The sequence below is a fragment of the Pseudomonas sp. B21-035 genome (genome assembly GCF_024748945.1).
Taxonomy (GTDB): domain Bacteria; phylum Pseudomonadota; class Gammaproteobacteria; order Pseudomonadales; family Pseudomonadaceae; genus Aquipseudomonas.
Map to the genome: position 1 here is coordinate 3,492,935 of NZ_CP087179.1, position 13,670 is coordinate 3,506,604.

The 13,670-nt window shown below is 65.1% G+C and carries 13 protein-coding genes; 9 read left to right on the forward strand and 4 right to left on the reverse strand.

The window, feature by feature from the left end; translation table 11 throughout:
• Window positions 1-17: 17 nt before the first annotated feature.
• The 5 genes from LOY22_RS15825 to LOY22_RS15845 all read left to right on the forward strand — a co-directional run bounded on the left by LOY22_RS15825 (window position 18) and on the right by LOY22_RS15845 (window position 5,474).
• Complete coding sequence (locus LOY22_RS15825) at window positions 18-830, forward strand: helix-turn-helix domain-containing protein (RefSeq protein ID WP_093381551.1); 813 nt, start codon at window positions 18-20, stop codon at window positions 828-830.
• An 81-nt stretch (window positions 831-911) separates the two neighbouring features.
• Window positions 912-1,307 (forward strand): hypothetical protein, encoded by a 396-nt coding sequence (locus tag LOY22_RS15830; RefSeq protein ID WP_093381548.1) that lies wholly within the window; start codon window positions 912-914, stop codon window positions 1,305-1,307.
• A 5-nt stretch (window positions 1,308-1,312) separates the two neighbouring features.
• Window positions 1,313-3,973: a DUF4132 domain-containing protein gene (locus tag LOY22_RS15835; RefSeq protein ID WP_258593893.1), complete on the forward strand. Its 2,661-nt coding sequence runs from the start codon at window positions 1,313-1,315 to the stop codon at window positions 3,971-3,973.
• Window positions 3,974-4,002: 29 nt separating this feature from the next.
• On the forward strand, window positions 4,003-4,428 hold the full coding sequence (locus LOY22_RS15840) for a hypothetical protein (RefSeq protein ID WP_258597813.1): 426 nt from the start codon (window positions 4,003-4,005) through the stop codon (window positions 4,426-4,428).
• A complete protein-coding gene (locus LOY22_RS15845; RefSeq protein ID WP_258593895.1) occupies window positions 4,425-5,474 on the forward strand; it encodes an FAD-binding oxidoreductase in 1,050 nt (349 codons plus the stop codon). The genes LOY22_RS15840 and LOY22_RS15845 overlap by 4 nt, the downstream gene beginning before the upstream one ends.
• On the opposite strand, the gene LOY22_RS15850 is transcribed toward LOY22_RS15845, so the two are convergent.
• Complete coding sequence (locus LOY22_RS15850; RefSeq protein ID WP_258593897.1) at window positions 5,464-6,339, reverse strand: LysR family transcriptional regulator; 876 nt, start codon at window positions 6,337-6,339, stop codon at window positions 5,464-5,466. The genes LOY22_RS15845 and LOY22_RS15850 overlap by 11 nt on opposite strands.
• 131 nt (window positions 6,340-6,470) lie before the next feature.
• Here LOY22_RS15850 and ampC point away from each other — a divergent pair, with 131 nt between their 5' ends.
• A complete protein-coding gene (gene ampC / locus LOY22_RS15855) occupies window positions 6,471-7,628 on the forward strand; it encodes a class C beta-lactamase (RefSeq protein WP_258593899.1) in 1,158 nt (385 codons plus the stop codon).
• Between the two features lie 12 nt (window positions 7,629-7,640).
• On the opposite strand, the gene LOY22_RS15860 is transcribed toward ampC, so the two are convergent.
• Both LOY22_RS15860 and LOY22_RS15865 read right to left on the reverse strand, forming a co-directional pair.
• A complete protein-coding gene (locus tag LOY22_RS15860) occupies window positions 7,641-8,264 on the reverse strand; it encodes a glutathione S-transferase family protein (RefSeq protein WP_093387487.1) in 624 nt (207 codons plus the stop codon).
• A gap of 3 nt (window positions 8,265-8,267) precedes the next feature.
• Window positions 8,268-9,059: a helix-turn-helix transcriptional regulator gene (locus LOY22_RS15865; RefSeq protein WP_093381526.1), complete on the reverse strand. Its 792-nt coding sequence runs from the start codon at window positions 9,057-9,059 to the stop codon at window positions 8,268-8,270.
• Window positions 9,060-9,225: 166 nt separating this feature from the next.
• Between LOY22_RS15865 and LOY22_RS15870 the strand changes: the two genes are divergently transcribed.
• From LOY22_RS15870 to LOY22_RS15880, 3 genes are all read left to right on the forward strand, one after another.
• Window positions 9,226-10,320 (forward strand): P1 family peptidase, encoded by a 1,095-nt coding sequence (locus LOY22_RS15870; RefSeq protein ID WP_258593901.1) that lies wholly within the window; start codon window positions 9,226-9,228, stop codon window positions 10,318-10,320.
• 86 nt (window positions 10,321-10,406) lie between these two features.
• The gene (ppnN, locus tag LOY22_RS15875; protein ID WP_258593903.1) at window positions 10,407-11,780 is read left to right on the forward strand and encodes a nucleotide 5'-monophosphate nucleosidase PpnN; all 1,374 of its coding nucleotides are present in this window, start codon (window positions 10,407-10,409) and stop codon (window positions 11,778-11,780) included.
• A gap of 182 nt (window positions 11,781-11,962) precedes the next feature.
• Window positions 11,963-12,649, forward strand: coding sequence for a TIGR04211 family SH3 domain-containing protein (locus LOY22_RS15880; RefSeq protein WP_093381520.1), 687 nt, complete (start codon window positions 11,963-11,965; stop codon window positions 12,647-12,649).
• Window positions 12,650-12,709: 60 nt separating this feature from the next.
• Here LOY22_RS15880 and LOY22_RS15885 read toward each other — a convergent pair whose 3' ends face one another.
• Window positions 12,710-13,594, reverse strand: a complete 885-nt coding sequence (locus LOY22_RS15885; protein ID WP_258593905.1) for a DMT family transporter — start codon at window positions 13,592-13,594, stop codon at window positions 12,710-12,712.
• Window positions 13,595-13,670: the final 76 nt, after the last annotated feature.

The following is a 13,670-nucleotide window of genomic DNA, read 5'->3' on the forward strand; positions in this document are numbered from 1 at the left end:
ACGCCAGCGCCCCGCCAGTGTCGCCAAAAGGACAACCGCCCGCCTTCACCCCGCAGTCACTGGAGCAGCTGACGGCACTGCCGCGCCCGGTGTATGGCCATGTGCAGGCGCTGCCCAACGTGGTGCTCGGCTACCGCCATAGCCATCCGTGGGGGCAGTTGTCCTATGCCATTCGCGGCGTGCTGGAGGTGCACACCGACCAGGGTTTCTACCTGGTGCCGCCGCAGCGCGCAGTGTGGCTGCCGGCGCACGTGCCGCACCGGGTCAGTTGCGCCGACGACACCTGCCTGCGCAGCCTGTACCTGGAGCAAGCACCGGCAAGCTGGCGCGAGCCGCAATGCCGGGTAGTCGCGGTCAAGCCGCTGTTGCGCGAGCTGATCCGCAGCTTCAGCGAACTGCCGGTGGAATACGACAGCGAGGGCCCCGACGGGCGCCTGGTGCAGGTGCTGCTCGACCAGTTGGACAATGCAGAACAACAGCAATTGATGCTGCCGCTGCCACTGGACTCTGAGTTGCGCGCCCTGTGCAGCCACCTGCAGGCACAACCCGATTCGCCGACCGGGCTGGCCGACTGGGCGCGGCAAGCCGGCGTGTCGGAGAAAACCCTGAGCCGGCGTTTTCAACGCGAAACCGGCCTGAGCTTTCGCCTCTGGCGCCAGCGCATGCGCCTGCTTTGCGCCCTGCCGGCCCTTGAGCGCGGCGAGCGGGTCACCGACGTGGCCCTGGCCTGCGGCTACGAATCCCTGTCGGCGTTTATCGCCGCCTTCGGCAAGCAGTTCGGCCTGCCGCCGGGGGAGTTCTTTCGCGCACGCAACGGCAGTGATGGTTGAGCGCCTGCACGTCGAAATCCGCCGACCAGCCTGATACTCTTGCGCCCATTCGTTTTGCCTCTTGCCAGAAAAGGAGTTCCCATGGCAACGCTCACCGTCCGCGACGAGTCGGTTTCGGGCGAAGTCTTCGACGATTTCGCCCTGCACTTTGCCACCGACACCATCACCGTGCGCCAACTGATCCGCGAACGGGTCCATCAGGAAGTCCTGCAGCGCAGCACTGAAACCGGCCACAGTCGGCGCCAGCGCCTGGTCAACCCCGAACCGCTGGAAGCTGCGCTCAATGGCGAGCCTGTCATCGAGCGCCAGACCATCGATTGGCGCAAGCAGGTCGACATCGCCTGTGAGGCCTTCGAGCGCAATGGCTTTTTCATCCTGCTCGACGAGCGTCAGGCCGAAAGCCTCGACGAAGTCCTGACCATCCGCCACGACAGCGTGGTCAATTTCATCAAACTGACCCCGCTGGTAGGAGGCTGAACCTCATGGCACTGGAACAACTTCAGGCGTTTCGCCACGACCGCGCGCAAACCGAACTGGGCCCGGTCGAGCACATCGGCCCGGACGGCTACCCGCAGCTGGCCGGCTCCGAACTGCGCCACGAGCATGAGCTGATCGGCGAACTGCTGCCGCTGCTGCAAAAAATTCACGGCCGCCCCGACGCCATGGTCTTCGCCCTGGGCAAATTGCCGGCGGTGATGGCCCTGAGCCCTGACCCGGCGCTGCGCACGCGCCTGGTGCTGGCGCTGATCGAACGGGTGGTGGCCTACAACGGTGAGCTGAGCACCGCCAGTGCCGGGCATGCCTTCTCGCACATTTTCGACTACGGCGTACTGCCGGCGCTGATGACCTGGCTGATGGAAAACGGCGCCGACGTCGGCCAGCTGGCCGAGCCTGTGCTGCAGTGGTTCACCAGCTACCGCTTCGCCTATTACGGCACCCTGCCGACCCTGACGGTGACCGACTGGGTCATCGCGCAACACTTCAGCACAGTGCCAACCGACCTGCGTGACCTGCTGATCATGCTGCGCAGCCAGTGCGCCGACCTGGGCCACTACGGCAACTTCGGCGAACAACTGCTGGCCAAGCTCGACCCGCTGCTGGGCAGCGGCGCCTGGCAGGTGTTGGCGCCGTGCGAACACTGGACCCAACTGGCCCTGGAAGACCTCGAACAACTGAGCCCCGAGGTGCGCGAAGACTGGCTGGCGCTGTTGCGTCAGGCCGCTGCGGCAACTTCGGCGCGGCCCTCGGCGAAATGGCTGAAGAACGCCCAGGCGCTGTTGGCCAAGGTCGGTGAAGCACCGCTGCGGGCGGCACTGCTGCGCTGGTTTGCGCGGGTCGATGCCGGGCGCTGCGGCGCGTTGCTCAACGTCGGCTGGGAAAGCACCGATGACCGCGCACGCATGCACGATGGCAACGCCACGGTGCTGCGCGGCCTGTTGTGGATGTGCGCGCCGCTGGCCGACAGCGAACTGACCCGGGCCATCGCCCGCCTGGCCCTGAGCGCCTACCGCAAGGTGCGCGGCATCGGCCCACGGGCGCCCAAGGTCGGCAACGCGGCGGTGTTCGCGCTGTCGTCGATCCCAACCAGCGAAGCGGTCGGGCAACTGGCCTTGCTCAAGGTGCGGGTCAAGTTCGGCACCGCGCAGAAGGAAATCGAAAAAGCCTTCACCAGCGCCGCCGAAGCACTGCAACTGCCCCGTGACCAGATCGAAGAACTCGGCGTGCCGACCTACGGTCTGGAGCAGGTCGGCCTGCGCCGCGAAAGTTTTGATGACGGCGCCTTTGTCGCCGAGCTCAAGGTCGATGGCAAGGCCGCTACCCTGAGCTGGTTTCGCGCCGACGGCACGCCGCAAAAATCGGTGCCGGCCAAGGTCAAGGCCGACTACAAGGACGAGCTCAAGGAGCTGCAAGGCGCGCTCAAGGACATCGGCGCCATGCTGCCGGCCCAGGCCGAGCGCCTGGACAGCCTGTTCCTGCTGGAAAAGCACTGGCCGTACGATCAATGGCAGGAGCGTTACCTCGACCACCCGCTGATCGGCACCCTGGCGCGGCGGTTGATCTGGGTGATCAGCGACGGCGGCCAGCAGCACGCCGTGGTGTTCAACGAAGGCTGCCTGCAAACCCTGGACGGTAAAACCATCAGCCCTTCCAGCGCGGCGCAAGTGCGCCTCTGGCACCCGATCGGCCGCCCGCTGGAGGAGGTCCTGGCCTGGCGCGAGCGCATTGAAGCGCTGCAGATCACCCAGCCATTCAAGCAGACCCACCGCGAGGTCTACCTGCTGACCGAAGCCGAGCGCAACACCGCCAGCTACTCCAACCGCTTCGCCGCGCACATTTTGCGCCAGCACCAGTTCCACGCCCTGGCCGCCGCCCGCGGCTGGCGCAACAAGCTGCGACTGATGGTCGATGACACCTACCCGCCGGCCAGCCGCGAACTGCCGGCCTGGGGCTTGCGTGCCGAGTTCTGGATCGAGGGCGTGGGCGACGACTATGGCGTCGATACCAACGAAGCCGGCGCCTTCCTGCGCCTGAGCAGCGACCAGGTACGCTTCTACCCCATCGACGCCGCCCAGCGCAGCGCCCATGCCGGTGGCGGCGGTTATGCCTTGAACCGCTGGGATAACGCCGTGGACGCTGCGCCCTTGCCGCTGGACCAGGTGCCGCCGTTGGTGCTCAGCGAAGTGATGCGCGATGTCGACCTGTTTGTCGGCGTCGCCTCGCTGGCCAACGACCCGCTGTGGGCCGACGGCGGGCCGGACGGCCGCTACCGCGATTACTGGCACAACCACTCGTTCGGCGAGCTGGGCGCCACCGCGCAAACGCGCAAGCAATTGCTGGAAAAACTGCTGCCGCGCATGACCCGCCTCAAAGACAAATGGACCCTGCACGGGCGCTTCCTGGAGGTCACCGGCAAGCTGCGCAGCTACAAGATCCACCTGGGCTCGGGCAACATCCTGATGCTGCCCAACGATCAGTACCTGTGCATCGTCCCCGACGCCAAGGCGCGGCAGAAAAACACCCCGCAGTACCTGCCGTTCGAGGGCGACGCGCTGCTGTCGATCATCCTCTCCAAGGCCTTGCTGCTGATTGACGACGACAAGATCAGCGACCCGACCATTACCCGGCAGTTGGCTTTGAAGTGAACGTACAAGAGGATCGCCCCGTGCCTGCCATGAGGCTGTTGCTGCTGAGTCTGTTGCTGGTCGGCACGGTTTGCGTAGCCGATGACGAGGACTACCCGGACCCGCTGTACGGCTTCGTGGTCGGCTCCTATGCGCTGATCGGGAAAGAACCCGACAACGGCGCCAGCTATGCCGGCCGGGCCACGCTGCGCTATGTGGACGGGCAACTGCAGCTGGCAACGACCCTCGACGGTCAGACCCGCACCGCCATCGGCCAGGTCGAGGTCGCGGCCATTGCCAAGGCCAAGGTGCTGCGTTTCACTTGGCCCGGTCACCGTTCGACCTGCCTGATCCACGGCGACCTGGACAACTACGCGCGCCTGACCTGCTACTGGCAACGCGACGGCGTCGAGCACAAGGAGCCGGGCATGGAAAGCTACTTCCCGACCGCCACCTGGCCGGAGAATCGCCAATGACAGCCGAGGCCGAGCGCCCGCACGTGGTGGTCATCGGCGCCGGTATCGTCGGTGCCTCGATTGCCTATCACCTGAGCAAGCACACCCAGGTGACAGTGATCGACAAGGGCCAGCCGGGCCTGGGGGTCACCTCGCGAGCCTTTGGCTGGATCAACACCACGGCGCCGCAGCCTGGCGAATTCGCCGCCTTGCGCAATCTGGCGATTGGCGAGTATCACCGCCTGCAAGACGAGCTGGGCACGGCGCCGATCAACTGGAGCGGCGCACTGTCGTTCAGTGCAGCGCCCTCGCCCGCCGCCGGCGTCGAGCCGATCGACCCGGCTCGCGTGCGAAAGCTTGAGCCGCAGTTCAAAGCGCCACTGCAACAGGCGCTATTTGCACCGCAGGAAGGCTCAATCGACCCGCTGGCGATGACCCGCTTGCTGCTGGAACGCGCCCAGGCCAACGGCGCCAGGGTGCTGAGCGACACGCAGGTGCTGGCGATTGAATGCCGGGACGGCGCCGTCGCCGCGCTTGTCAGCGCAGAGGGACGGATCAGCTGCGAGCGCCTGGTCGTAGCGGCAGGCACCGCGTGCAAGGCCTTGCTGCAGCCCTTGGGCGTCAGCTTGCCACTGCATCCGTCGCCGTCGATCCTGATCCGCCTGCGGGCGCAACGGCGGCTGGTGCACACCCTGATCGCCAGCAGCGAACTGGAAATCCGCCAACCGACGCCGGAGCTGATCCTGGCCGCCGAAGACTACCTCGACGCCGACGGCGAAGACGGTCCCGAGGGCATTGCCCAGCGGGCGCGCAATACCATCCGCAACAGTTTGCACGGCGGCCAGGGCCTTGAGCTAATCAGTACCGAGGTTGGCTTGCGACCCATGCCGGATGATCGCATCCCCATTATCGGTGCCTTGCCAACTGTCAGCGGCCTGTACCTGGCGGTGATGCATTCGGGCGTGACCCTGGCGGCCGTGGTCGGCCGACTGGTGGCGCAAGAGCTGATCGACAGCCGACTGGCGCCCGAACTGCAAGGCTGCCGGCCTTCGCGTTTCAGCCTGTAGCTGCCTTCAACAGCCAGGCTTTGAACGCCGCCATCGCCGGGCTTTCGGCCTTGGACTGCAGGCGCGTCAGCCAGTAGCTGCCGGTACTGATGCCCAGGGCAAATGGCTGGCGAATGGCATCGCTGGCCAGCAGGCGTTCGAACATAAGCGGTGGCGCCAGGGCCACACCGGCGCCTTGCAGGGCGGCGTCCATCATCCCCAGCGACGAATCGAAGACCATGGTCCGCGACGGCTGTACCACGCCCGGCAGGCCAGCGGCCTGGAACCATTCGGCCCACTCATCGCTGCGGTAGGAACGCAGCAGGGTGTGTTGCAGCAGGTCAGCCGGGCTGTGCAACTGCACGGCAATCGACGGCACGCACAACACCGACAGCGGCGCCTCCAGCAACGGCTGGGCATCGATGCCATGCCAGGCGCCGCTGCCAAAGCGGATGGCGTAGTCCAGGCCTTCGGCGGCGATATCGACGCGGTTGTTGTTGGTCGACAGGCGCAAATCGATAAACGGGTGCAGGGCCTGGAACTCGGGCAGGCGTGGCAGCAGCCAGCCGAGCGCAAAGGTGCCCACCGCGCCGACGGTGAGTACTTCGCGGTAGTGGCCGCCGTCGAAGCAGTCGAGGGTCTGGGCGATGCGGTCGAAGCATTCGCGCAATACCGGCAGCAAGGTTTCGCCTTCACGGGTGAGCATCAGCCCGCGCGGCAGGCGCTTGAACAGGGTGACCTTGAGCTGGGCCTCGAGGCTCTTGACCTGATGGCTGACCGCCGCCTGGGTCACGCACAGCTCGATGGCCGCGTGGGTAAAACTCAAGTGCCGGGCCGCAGCCTCGAAGGCACGCAGAGCATTCAGGGGCAGGTGTGGTCGGATCATGCAGACTCCCAAATTTTTCTAATGGCTGCTGCGAAATATCATCGTTTGTGCAACCTGGGCAAAGCGCCTAGATTGGCGCTCCCTGCTGCAGCCAGGCTCACAACAGTCCACTTAAGGAAAGGTTGCCGATCATGCACCAAAAAACCAACCTCAAGCCAGGGATTCTGGCTGCCTTTAGCCTTTGTCTGGTTGCCGGGCAAAGCCTTGCGCAGACGCCGCTGGAGTCAACGGTAAGCGCCGCCGTGCGCCCGCTGATGCAGCAACAGGCAATCCCCGGCATGGCCGTGGCCATCAGCGTCGATGGCCAGCAGCACTACTTTAACTACGGAGTGGCCTCGAAACAGAGCGGCCAGCCAGTCAATGCCGACACCCTGTTCGAGATCGGCTCGGTGAGCAAAACCTTCACCGCCACCCTGTCAGGCTTTGCCCAGGCCAGTGGCAAGCTGAGCCTTGGCGATACGGCCAGCAAGCACTGGCCCGCACTCAAAGGCACCGCGTTCGATGGCATCACCCTGCTCAACCTTGGTACTTACAGCGCGGGCGGCCTGCCCTTGCAGTTCCCTGACGCGGTCAAGGGCGAAGCCGACCTGGCCGGCTACTACGGCCACTGGAAAGCCGACTACGCGCCGGGCACTCAGCGCTTGTATTCCAACCCCAGCCTGGGCCTGTTCGGCTACCTCACGGCGAAAAGCCTGGGAACGCCGTTCGCCCAGTTGATGGAACAACAGCTGCTGCCGCAACTGGGCCTGCAGCACAGCTACCTGCAAGTGCCTGGCGCGCAGATGGGCAACTATGCCCAGGGATACAACAAGCAGGACCAAGCGGTGCGCGTCGGCCCCGGGCCGCTGGATGGCGAGGCCTATGGATTGAAAGTGACCGCCGTGGACCTGCTCCACTACCTGGACCTGAACATGCAGCCGCACAGCCTGAGCAAACCGCTGCAACGGGCCATCGCCACCACCCAGACCGGCTATTACCAGGTCGGTGCCATGACCCAGGGCCTGGGTTGGGAGCAGTATGCCTACCCGGTCAGCCTTGAGCAGTTGCAGGCCGGCAATGCGCCGTCGATGGTGCTGGAGCCGCAACCTGTGAGCTGGCTGAAACCGGCGCGGCCGCTGCCAGCCGACACCTTCTTGAACAAGACCGGCTCGACCGATGGTTTTGGTGCCTACGTGGCGTTCGTACCGTCAAAACGCATCGCCATTGTGTTGCTGGCGAACAAGAACTACCCGATTGCCGAGCGGGTGAAGGTGGCGCATCAGATCCTCACGGCTCTTGACCCGCAATGAGGCCAGTAGGCCTCACGGCAACCCGTTGCGCCCATGCAAGCGATAGCCTTCACGCACGTTCAGGCGCTCATAGTAAGCCTCGACCGCCGGCAACGCCGGGCGCTCCATGGGGGTCTGCAGCCAGCGGTTGACCGACAGGCCGATGGCGATGTCCGCCAGGGCAAAGTCCTGGCCACTGACATAGGCCCCGGTACGTTCCAGCTGACGTTCGAGGATGGTCATGTGCTTCGCCCAGTTGCGGCAACCCGCCGCCAGCGCTTGCGGGTCCTGGTGGGTCGGTGCCTTGCGCACCAGCGAGACAAAGGCGTAGCTCCACGAACCATTGAGGTCGGTGGCCTGCCAGTCCAGCCATTGATCAACCCGCGCCCGCGCCTTCGGTTCGGCCGGGTACAACGCCTGGCCGCCATACTGGGCGGCGAGGTAGCGGATGATGCTGTTGGACTCCCACAAGACAAAATCGCCGTCGACGATCACCGGCACCATGGCGTTGGGGTTCAGCGCCAGGAACGCCTCATCCTCGGTCGAGCGAAAGCCCGAGCCCCAGTCCTCGCGCTCGAACGGCAACTGCAATTCGGCGCAGGTCCACAGCACCTTGCGCACGTTGATCGATGAAGCCTTGCCGAGTATCCGTAGCATCATTCACTCCTGATGGTCATGTTGTCCCAGGTGTTGCAAAAACAGGCTGAACAGCTCCGATTGGGACGAGACCCCAAGCTTGCTGTAGAGGTTGCGCCGGTGCACCTTGACCGTCTCCTGGGAGATGTCCAGGCGCTTGGCGATGGCCTTGCTGGAGTTGCCGCGCAGCACCAGGCGGGCGGTTTCCAGCTCACGCGCCGACAGCGTGTCGCTGCCAAAATGCTCCAGCGCCCGCTCGACCGGGGTCGAATGCTCGGCAACCTGCCGGGGATGCTGCTGGTGCCAGTGCTGGCGCATCAAGGCCAGCAGCCACGGCGCCAGCAGGCTCAGCTGGCCTATGGTCGCGGTGTTGTAACGCTGGTTGGCGCCCAGCGAGATGGCCAGGACCTTGCCCGCATCGAGGTTGAGGATCAGTTGCAGCTCGTCCTCGCCGACCAGGGCACGAAAGTAGTTGTTGAAGTAGTCGCTCTTGCGAAACTCGTCCGGGGCGACCTCTTCCATGCGGTACACGCCATCGGCAAGGCCGTCGCGCATGGCCTGGATGAACGGGTCGAGCAGGTACAGACCGCCCAGGTACAGGGGCGCTGCCGCCGGCGCATCGCGAAAGCCGCGGTCGAATTCCTCCAGCACCTGCGGCGCGCCCTCGCGCTCCACCAGCAAGGCCAGGGCGGTGTCGCACGGCAGCAGTTGATCGAGCAGCACGATCAGCTGATGCCAGAACCCCGGCTTGCCCAACTGGTCGATGACCCGGGCCAGGCCATGGTGGTGGGCAGCGGCTTCGAATAGCAGGTTCACCGGTAACTCCTAGGGGGTAACGATTGGGGGGAATCGCCAGCGGCAGGTCGGGCTCCTAGACTCTGCACACCGGCACGCAGTATTGCCGTTGCTCAAGCACTTGTCATGCGCTGCGAACAACGGCCCTTGCGCGCCCCTCGAACCTTCCAACAGGAGCTGTGAATCAATGCGTGTACGTGATCTGGGCATTCGTATCGGCGTCGGCACCCCTGGCGCGTTCAACGCCATTACCGACGTGCCGGGCGTGCGTGTCGGCCATCACACCGTGCAGCGCGGCAGCGGCGACCACGCGGTCAATACCGGCGTCACGGTGATCGAACCACGGGCCCAGGCCGCCAGCCTGCAGCCGTGTTTTGCCGGTGTGCACGTGCTCAACGGCAACGGCGATGCCACCGGCCTTGAGTGGATTCGCGAAGCCGGCCTGCTGGCCACGCCGATTGCCTACACCAACACCCACAGCGTCGGCGTGGTCCGCGATGCGCTGGTGGCGGCCGAGCGCGAGATGGCCAAGGCCCGCACCTACTGGTGCATGCCGACGGTACTGGAAACCTACGACGGCGTGCTCAACGACATCTGGGGCCAGCACGTAACGGCCGAGCATGTCCACGCCGCACTGGCCGCGGCGCAATCGGGGCCGGTGGCCGAAGGGTGCGTCGGCGGCGGTACCGGGATGATCTGCCACGAGTTCAAGGGCGGTATCGGTACCTCGTCGCGGCTCCTGGACCGCGCGGCCGGCGGCTGGACCGTCGGCGTCCTGGTGCAGGCCAACTATGGCGTACGCGGCGCCCTGCGGGTGGCCGGCTACCCAGTCGGCCAGGTGCTGGGCGAGGTGCATTCGCCGTTCAGCGCGCCGCGCAATGTCGGCGAGCCGGGCATGGGCTCGATTGTCATCACCCTGGCCACCGACGCCCCGCTGCTGCCGCACCAATGCACGCGCCTGGCGCAACGGGCCAGCGTCGGCCTGGCACGGGTCGGCGGCGGCACCGAGGACTCCAGTGGCGACATCTTCATCGCCTTCTCTACCGGCAACAGCCTGCCGGCAGCCAACTTCGGCCACCCCGGCGCGCCGACCAGCACAGTTGAGATGGTCAACAACGACCATATCTCGGCGTTGTTCAGCGCAGCGGCGGACGCCGTCGAGGAAGCCATCGTCAATGCCCTGCTGGCTGCCACCGACCTCGAGGCCCATGGCAGCAAGGTCCTGGCGCTGCGCCCCGAGCGTTTGCTTGAGGCCCTGCAGGCGGTCGGCTGGAAGGCCTGACAGCGAAAGGCACTCGTTGCTGCGACAATTTGTCGGTATGGTGGTGTTCTGAAGATGGACGTTTACCCGCTCACAGGAAACCCAGAATGCCCCAACGTGAAGTTATCAATGCATCTGTCAGCCCAAAAGGCAGCCTGGAAACACTGTCTCAACGTGAAGTACAGCAACTGAGTGAAGCCGGTTCCGGCAGCCTGTACACCCTGTTCCGCCAGTGCGCGCTGGCAATCCTCAACACCGGCGCGCACGTCGACAACGCCAAGACCATCCTCGAAGCCTACAAGGACTTCGAGGTACGCATTCACCAGCAGGACCGCGGCGTGCGCCTGGAACTGCTGAACGCCCCGGCCGATGCCTTCGTCGACGGCGAAATGATCGCCAGCACCCGTGAAATGCTCTTCAGCGCCCTGCGCGACATCGTCTACACCGAAAGCGAACTGGCCAGCCAGCGCATCGACCTGGAAAGCTCCCAGGGCATCACCGACTACGTCTTCCACCTGCTGCGCAACGCCCGCACCCTGCGCCCTGGCGTGGAGCCGAAAATGGTCGTGTGCTGGGGCGGTCACTCGATCAGCACTGAGGAATACCAGTACACCAAGAAGGTCGGCCACGAGCTCGGCCTGCGCAAGCTGGACGTCTGCACCGGCTGCGGCCCAGGCGTGATGAAAGGCCCGATGAAGGGCGCGACCATCGCCCACGCCAAGCAGCGCATGAGCGGCAGCCGTTACCTGGGCCTGACCGAGCCTGGCATCATCGCCGCCGAAGCGCCGAACCCGATCGTCAACGAACTGGTGATCCTGCCGGACATCGAAAAGCGTCTTGAAGCCTTCGTGCGCGTCGGCCACGGCATCATCATTTTCCCCGGTGGCGCCGGTACCGCCGAAGAGTTCCTGTACCTGCTCGGCATTCTCATGCACCCGGACAACCGCGGCCTGCCGTTCCCGGTCATCCTCACCGGGCCCAAGAGCGCCGCACCGTACCTGCAGCAACTGCATGCCTTCGTGCGCGCGACCCTCGGCGACGAGGCCCAGGCGCACTACCAGATCATCATCGACGACCCGGCCGAAGTGGCCCGGCAGATGGTCGACGGGCTCAAGGAGGTCAAGCAGTTTCGCCGCGAGCGCAACGACGCCTTCCACTTCAACTGGCTGCTGAAGATTGAAGAAGGCTTCCAGCGCCCCTTCGACCCGACCCACGAGAACATGGCCGGGCTCAAGCTCAGCCGCGCGCTACCGCCTCACGAACTGGCCGCCAACCTGCGCCGGGCGTTTTCCGGGATTGTCGCCGGCAACGTCAAGGACAAGGGCATCCGCCTGATCGAAGAGAAAGGCCCGTACGAAATCAAAGGTGACAGCGCCGTGCTCGAACCCCTCGGCCACCTGCTGCAGTCGTTCGTCGACCAGCACCGGATGAAACTGCCGGGCGGTGCCGAATACGTGCCCTGCTACCGCGTCGTGAGCTGATTCAAGCCCCGCCCCCGCTTGCGGGCACAGCCTGTGCCCGCAACATTTGCTGCTATTTTCCTACCCCCTTCAGTGAACCTGCCCGCAGAAATATGGTCTTTCAGCAGGCGGCCTGCGCGCACGCCGACTGTTCACCGGCCCAGTCATCGGGCTTTTATTGTTTATTTCACGCGAAGACCATCATGCCTATCTCTCGTCCCGTTTCTGCGGCGCCCGCGCTGTTTTCCTCCTGCAACCCGGGCGCGCGCCGCCTGCTGACCGGCAGCCTGATAGGCGCCCTGCTGGTTTTGGCCAACCCGCTGCATGCCGAAGAGGCAGCGCCCAGCAGCGAGCGCTGGGTCAGCGATAGCTTGAGCACCTACGTGCGTAGCGGCCCTACCGACGGCCACCGCATTGTCGGCAACCTCAAGTCCGGGCAAAAGGTCACACTACTGACCACCCAGGGCAACTACAGCCAGGTGCGCGGCGAATCCGGCGACACCGTGTGGATCACCAGCAGCGACCTGCAGGCCGTGCCCGGCCAGGCCGAGCGCCTGCCGCAACTGACCGAGCAGGTGACCCAGCTCAGCGAACAGCTCAAGACCATCGACGACAGCTGGAAGACCCGCGTGCAAGGCATGCAAGAGACCCTCGACTCGCGCAAGGCGCTGATCGACGAGCTGCAAGCACGCAGCAAGGCGCTCAATGCCGAGCTGAGCGACACCCAGTCGGAACTGCGCAGCACCCAGGCGCGCCTGGGTGACGAGAACAAACAGGTGTTGATGCGCTACATGGTGTACGGCGGCGGCATCGCCGGTGCCGGTTTGCTGGCGGGCTTGATCTTGCCGGCCTTGAGCCGTGGGCGCAAAAAGAATGACCGCTGGTTCTGATGGCTGATTGCGGGGCTACTGCGTAGCCCATCGCCGGCAAGGGCGGCTCCCACAAGAGCGCTACTTAGCGGTGGTGATCCGCAGCATCCAGCCAAAGGTCATCCCCGCCGCCGCCAGCAATATCAAGCCGGAACCGGCCAGTTGCAGCGCACTCAGCGGATGTCCCAGGGCCAGCCAGTCGACCAGGATCGCCACCACCGGATAGATGAACGACAAGGCGCCGACCAGGCTGGTGGGGATTTTCTGGATGGCGCTGTACAGCAGGGTCGACATCAAGCCGGTGTGGACGATGCCGATCGTGGCCAGCAGTGCCCAGGTAGCGGGCGCCAGGGCCAACCCCGGCAGCTGCGCAAACGGCGCCAGCAGCAGCACCCCGACCAGCATCTGGATCAACACGATCAGGTGCGGCGCCACCCCCTGCAAACGCTTGGTGATAGCGGCAGCGACGGCATAGAAAAACGCCGCGCCCAGGGCCATCAGCACGCCCAGGCGGTAGTCTCCGGCAACGCTGTCAACGCTCGATCCGGCCATGACGATCAGCAGCATCCCGGCGAACGCCGCCAGCAACCAGCCGGCCTTGTTGACGGTCATCTTCTCGGCGAACAGCAGCATGCCCAAACCCACCAGCATGAACGGCTGGGTGTGATAAACCACGGTGGTAACGGCAATCGAAGCATGGGTATAGGCACTGAACAGCAACACCCAGTTCAGCACCAGCGCGACCCCGCCCAACACCGCCGCCAGCGCCTGGCGGCCGCTAATCACCCTGCGCCGGAGCAAGCCCAGGCCGGCACAGGCCAGCAGCAACGCCAGCGCGCCAAACAGGCAACGCCAGAACACCACAGCCGCTGCCGGCTGGTCTGCGGCCAGCACGAACCAGCCCACCGTGCCGGAGATCACCATGGCTGCAGTCATCTCCAGGGTGCCACGTGTTTTCAGGTGCATGCTGAATCGACTCCTGTCATATCGAACAAAGGTCCGTTATGCTGAACAGATGAACAGCGTTCGTCAAGGCGAACAA

What these genes read in the sequence shown, in the direction of transcription:
- LOY22_RS15830 (WP_093381548.1), top strand. Translation starts at nt 912, where the DNA reads ATGGCAACGCTCACCGTCCGCGACGAGTCGGTTTCGGGCGAAGTCTTC.
- LOY22_RS15835 (WP_258593893.1), top strand. Translation starts at nt 1,313, where the DNA reads ATGGCACTGGAACAACTTCAGGCGTTTCGCCACGACCGCGCGCAAACC.
- LOY22_RS15840 (WP_258597813.1), top strand. Translation starts at nt 4,003, where the DNA reads ATGAGGCTGTTGCTGCTGAGTCTGTTGCTGGTCGGCACGGTTTGCGTA.
- LOY22_RS15845 (WP_258593895.1), top strand. Translation starts at nt 4,425, where the DNA reads ATGACAGCCGAGGCCGAGCGCCCGCACGTGGTGGTCATCGGCGCCGGT.
- LOY22_RS15850 (WP_258593897.1), bottom strand. Translation starts at nt 6,339, where the DNA reads ATGATCCGACCACACCTGCCCCTGAATGCTCTGCGTGCCTTCGAGGCT.
- ampC (WP_258593899.1), top strand. Translation starts at nt 6,471, where the DNA reads ATGCACCAAAAAACCAACCTCAAGCCAGGGATTCTGGCTGCCTTTAGC.
- LOY22_RS15860 (WP_093387487.1), bottom strand. Translation starts at nt 8,264, where the DNA reads ATGCTACGGATACTCGGCAAGGCTTCATCGATCAACGTGCGCAAGGTG.
- LOY22_RS15870 (WP_258593901.1), top strand. Translation starts at nt 9,226, where the DNA reads ATGCGTGTACGTGATCTGGGCATTCGTATCGGCGTCGGCACCCCTGGC.
- ppnN (WP_258593903.1), top strand. Translation starts at nt 10,407, where the DNA reads ATGCCCCAACGTGAAGTTATCAATGCATCTGTCAGCCCAAAAGGCAGC.
- LOY22_RS15880 (WP_093381520.1), top strand. Translation starts at nt 11,963, where the DNA reads ATGCCTATCTCTCGTCCCGTTTCTGCGGCGCCCGCGCTGTTTTCCTCC.
- LOY22_RS15885 (WP_258593905.1), bottom strand. Translation starts at nt 13,594, where the DNA reads ATGCACCTGAAAACACGTGGCACCCTGGAGATGACTGCAGCCATGGTG.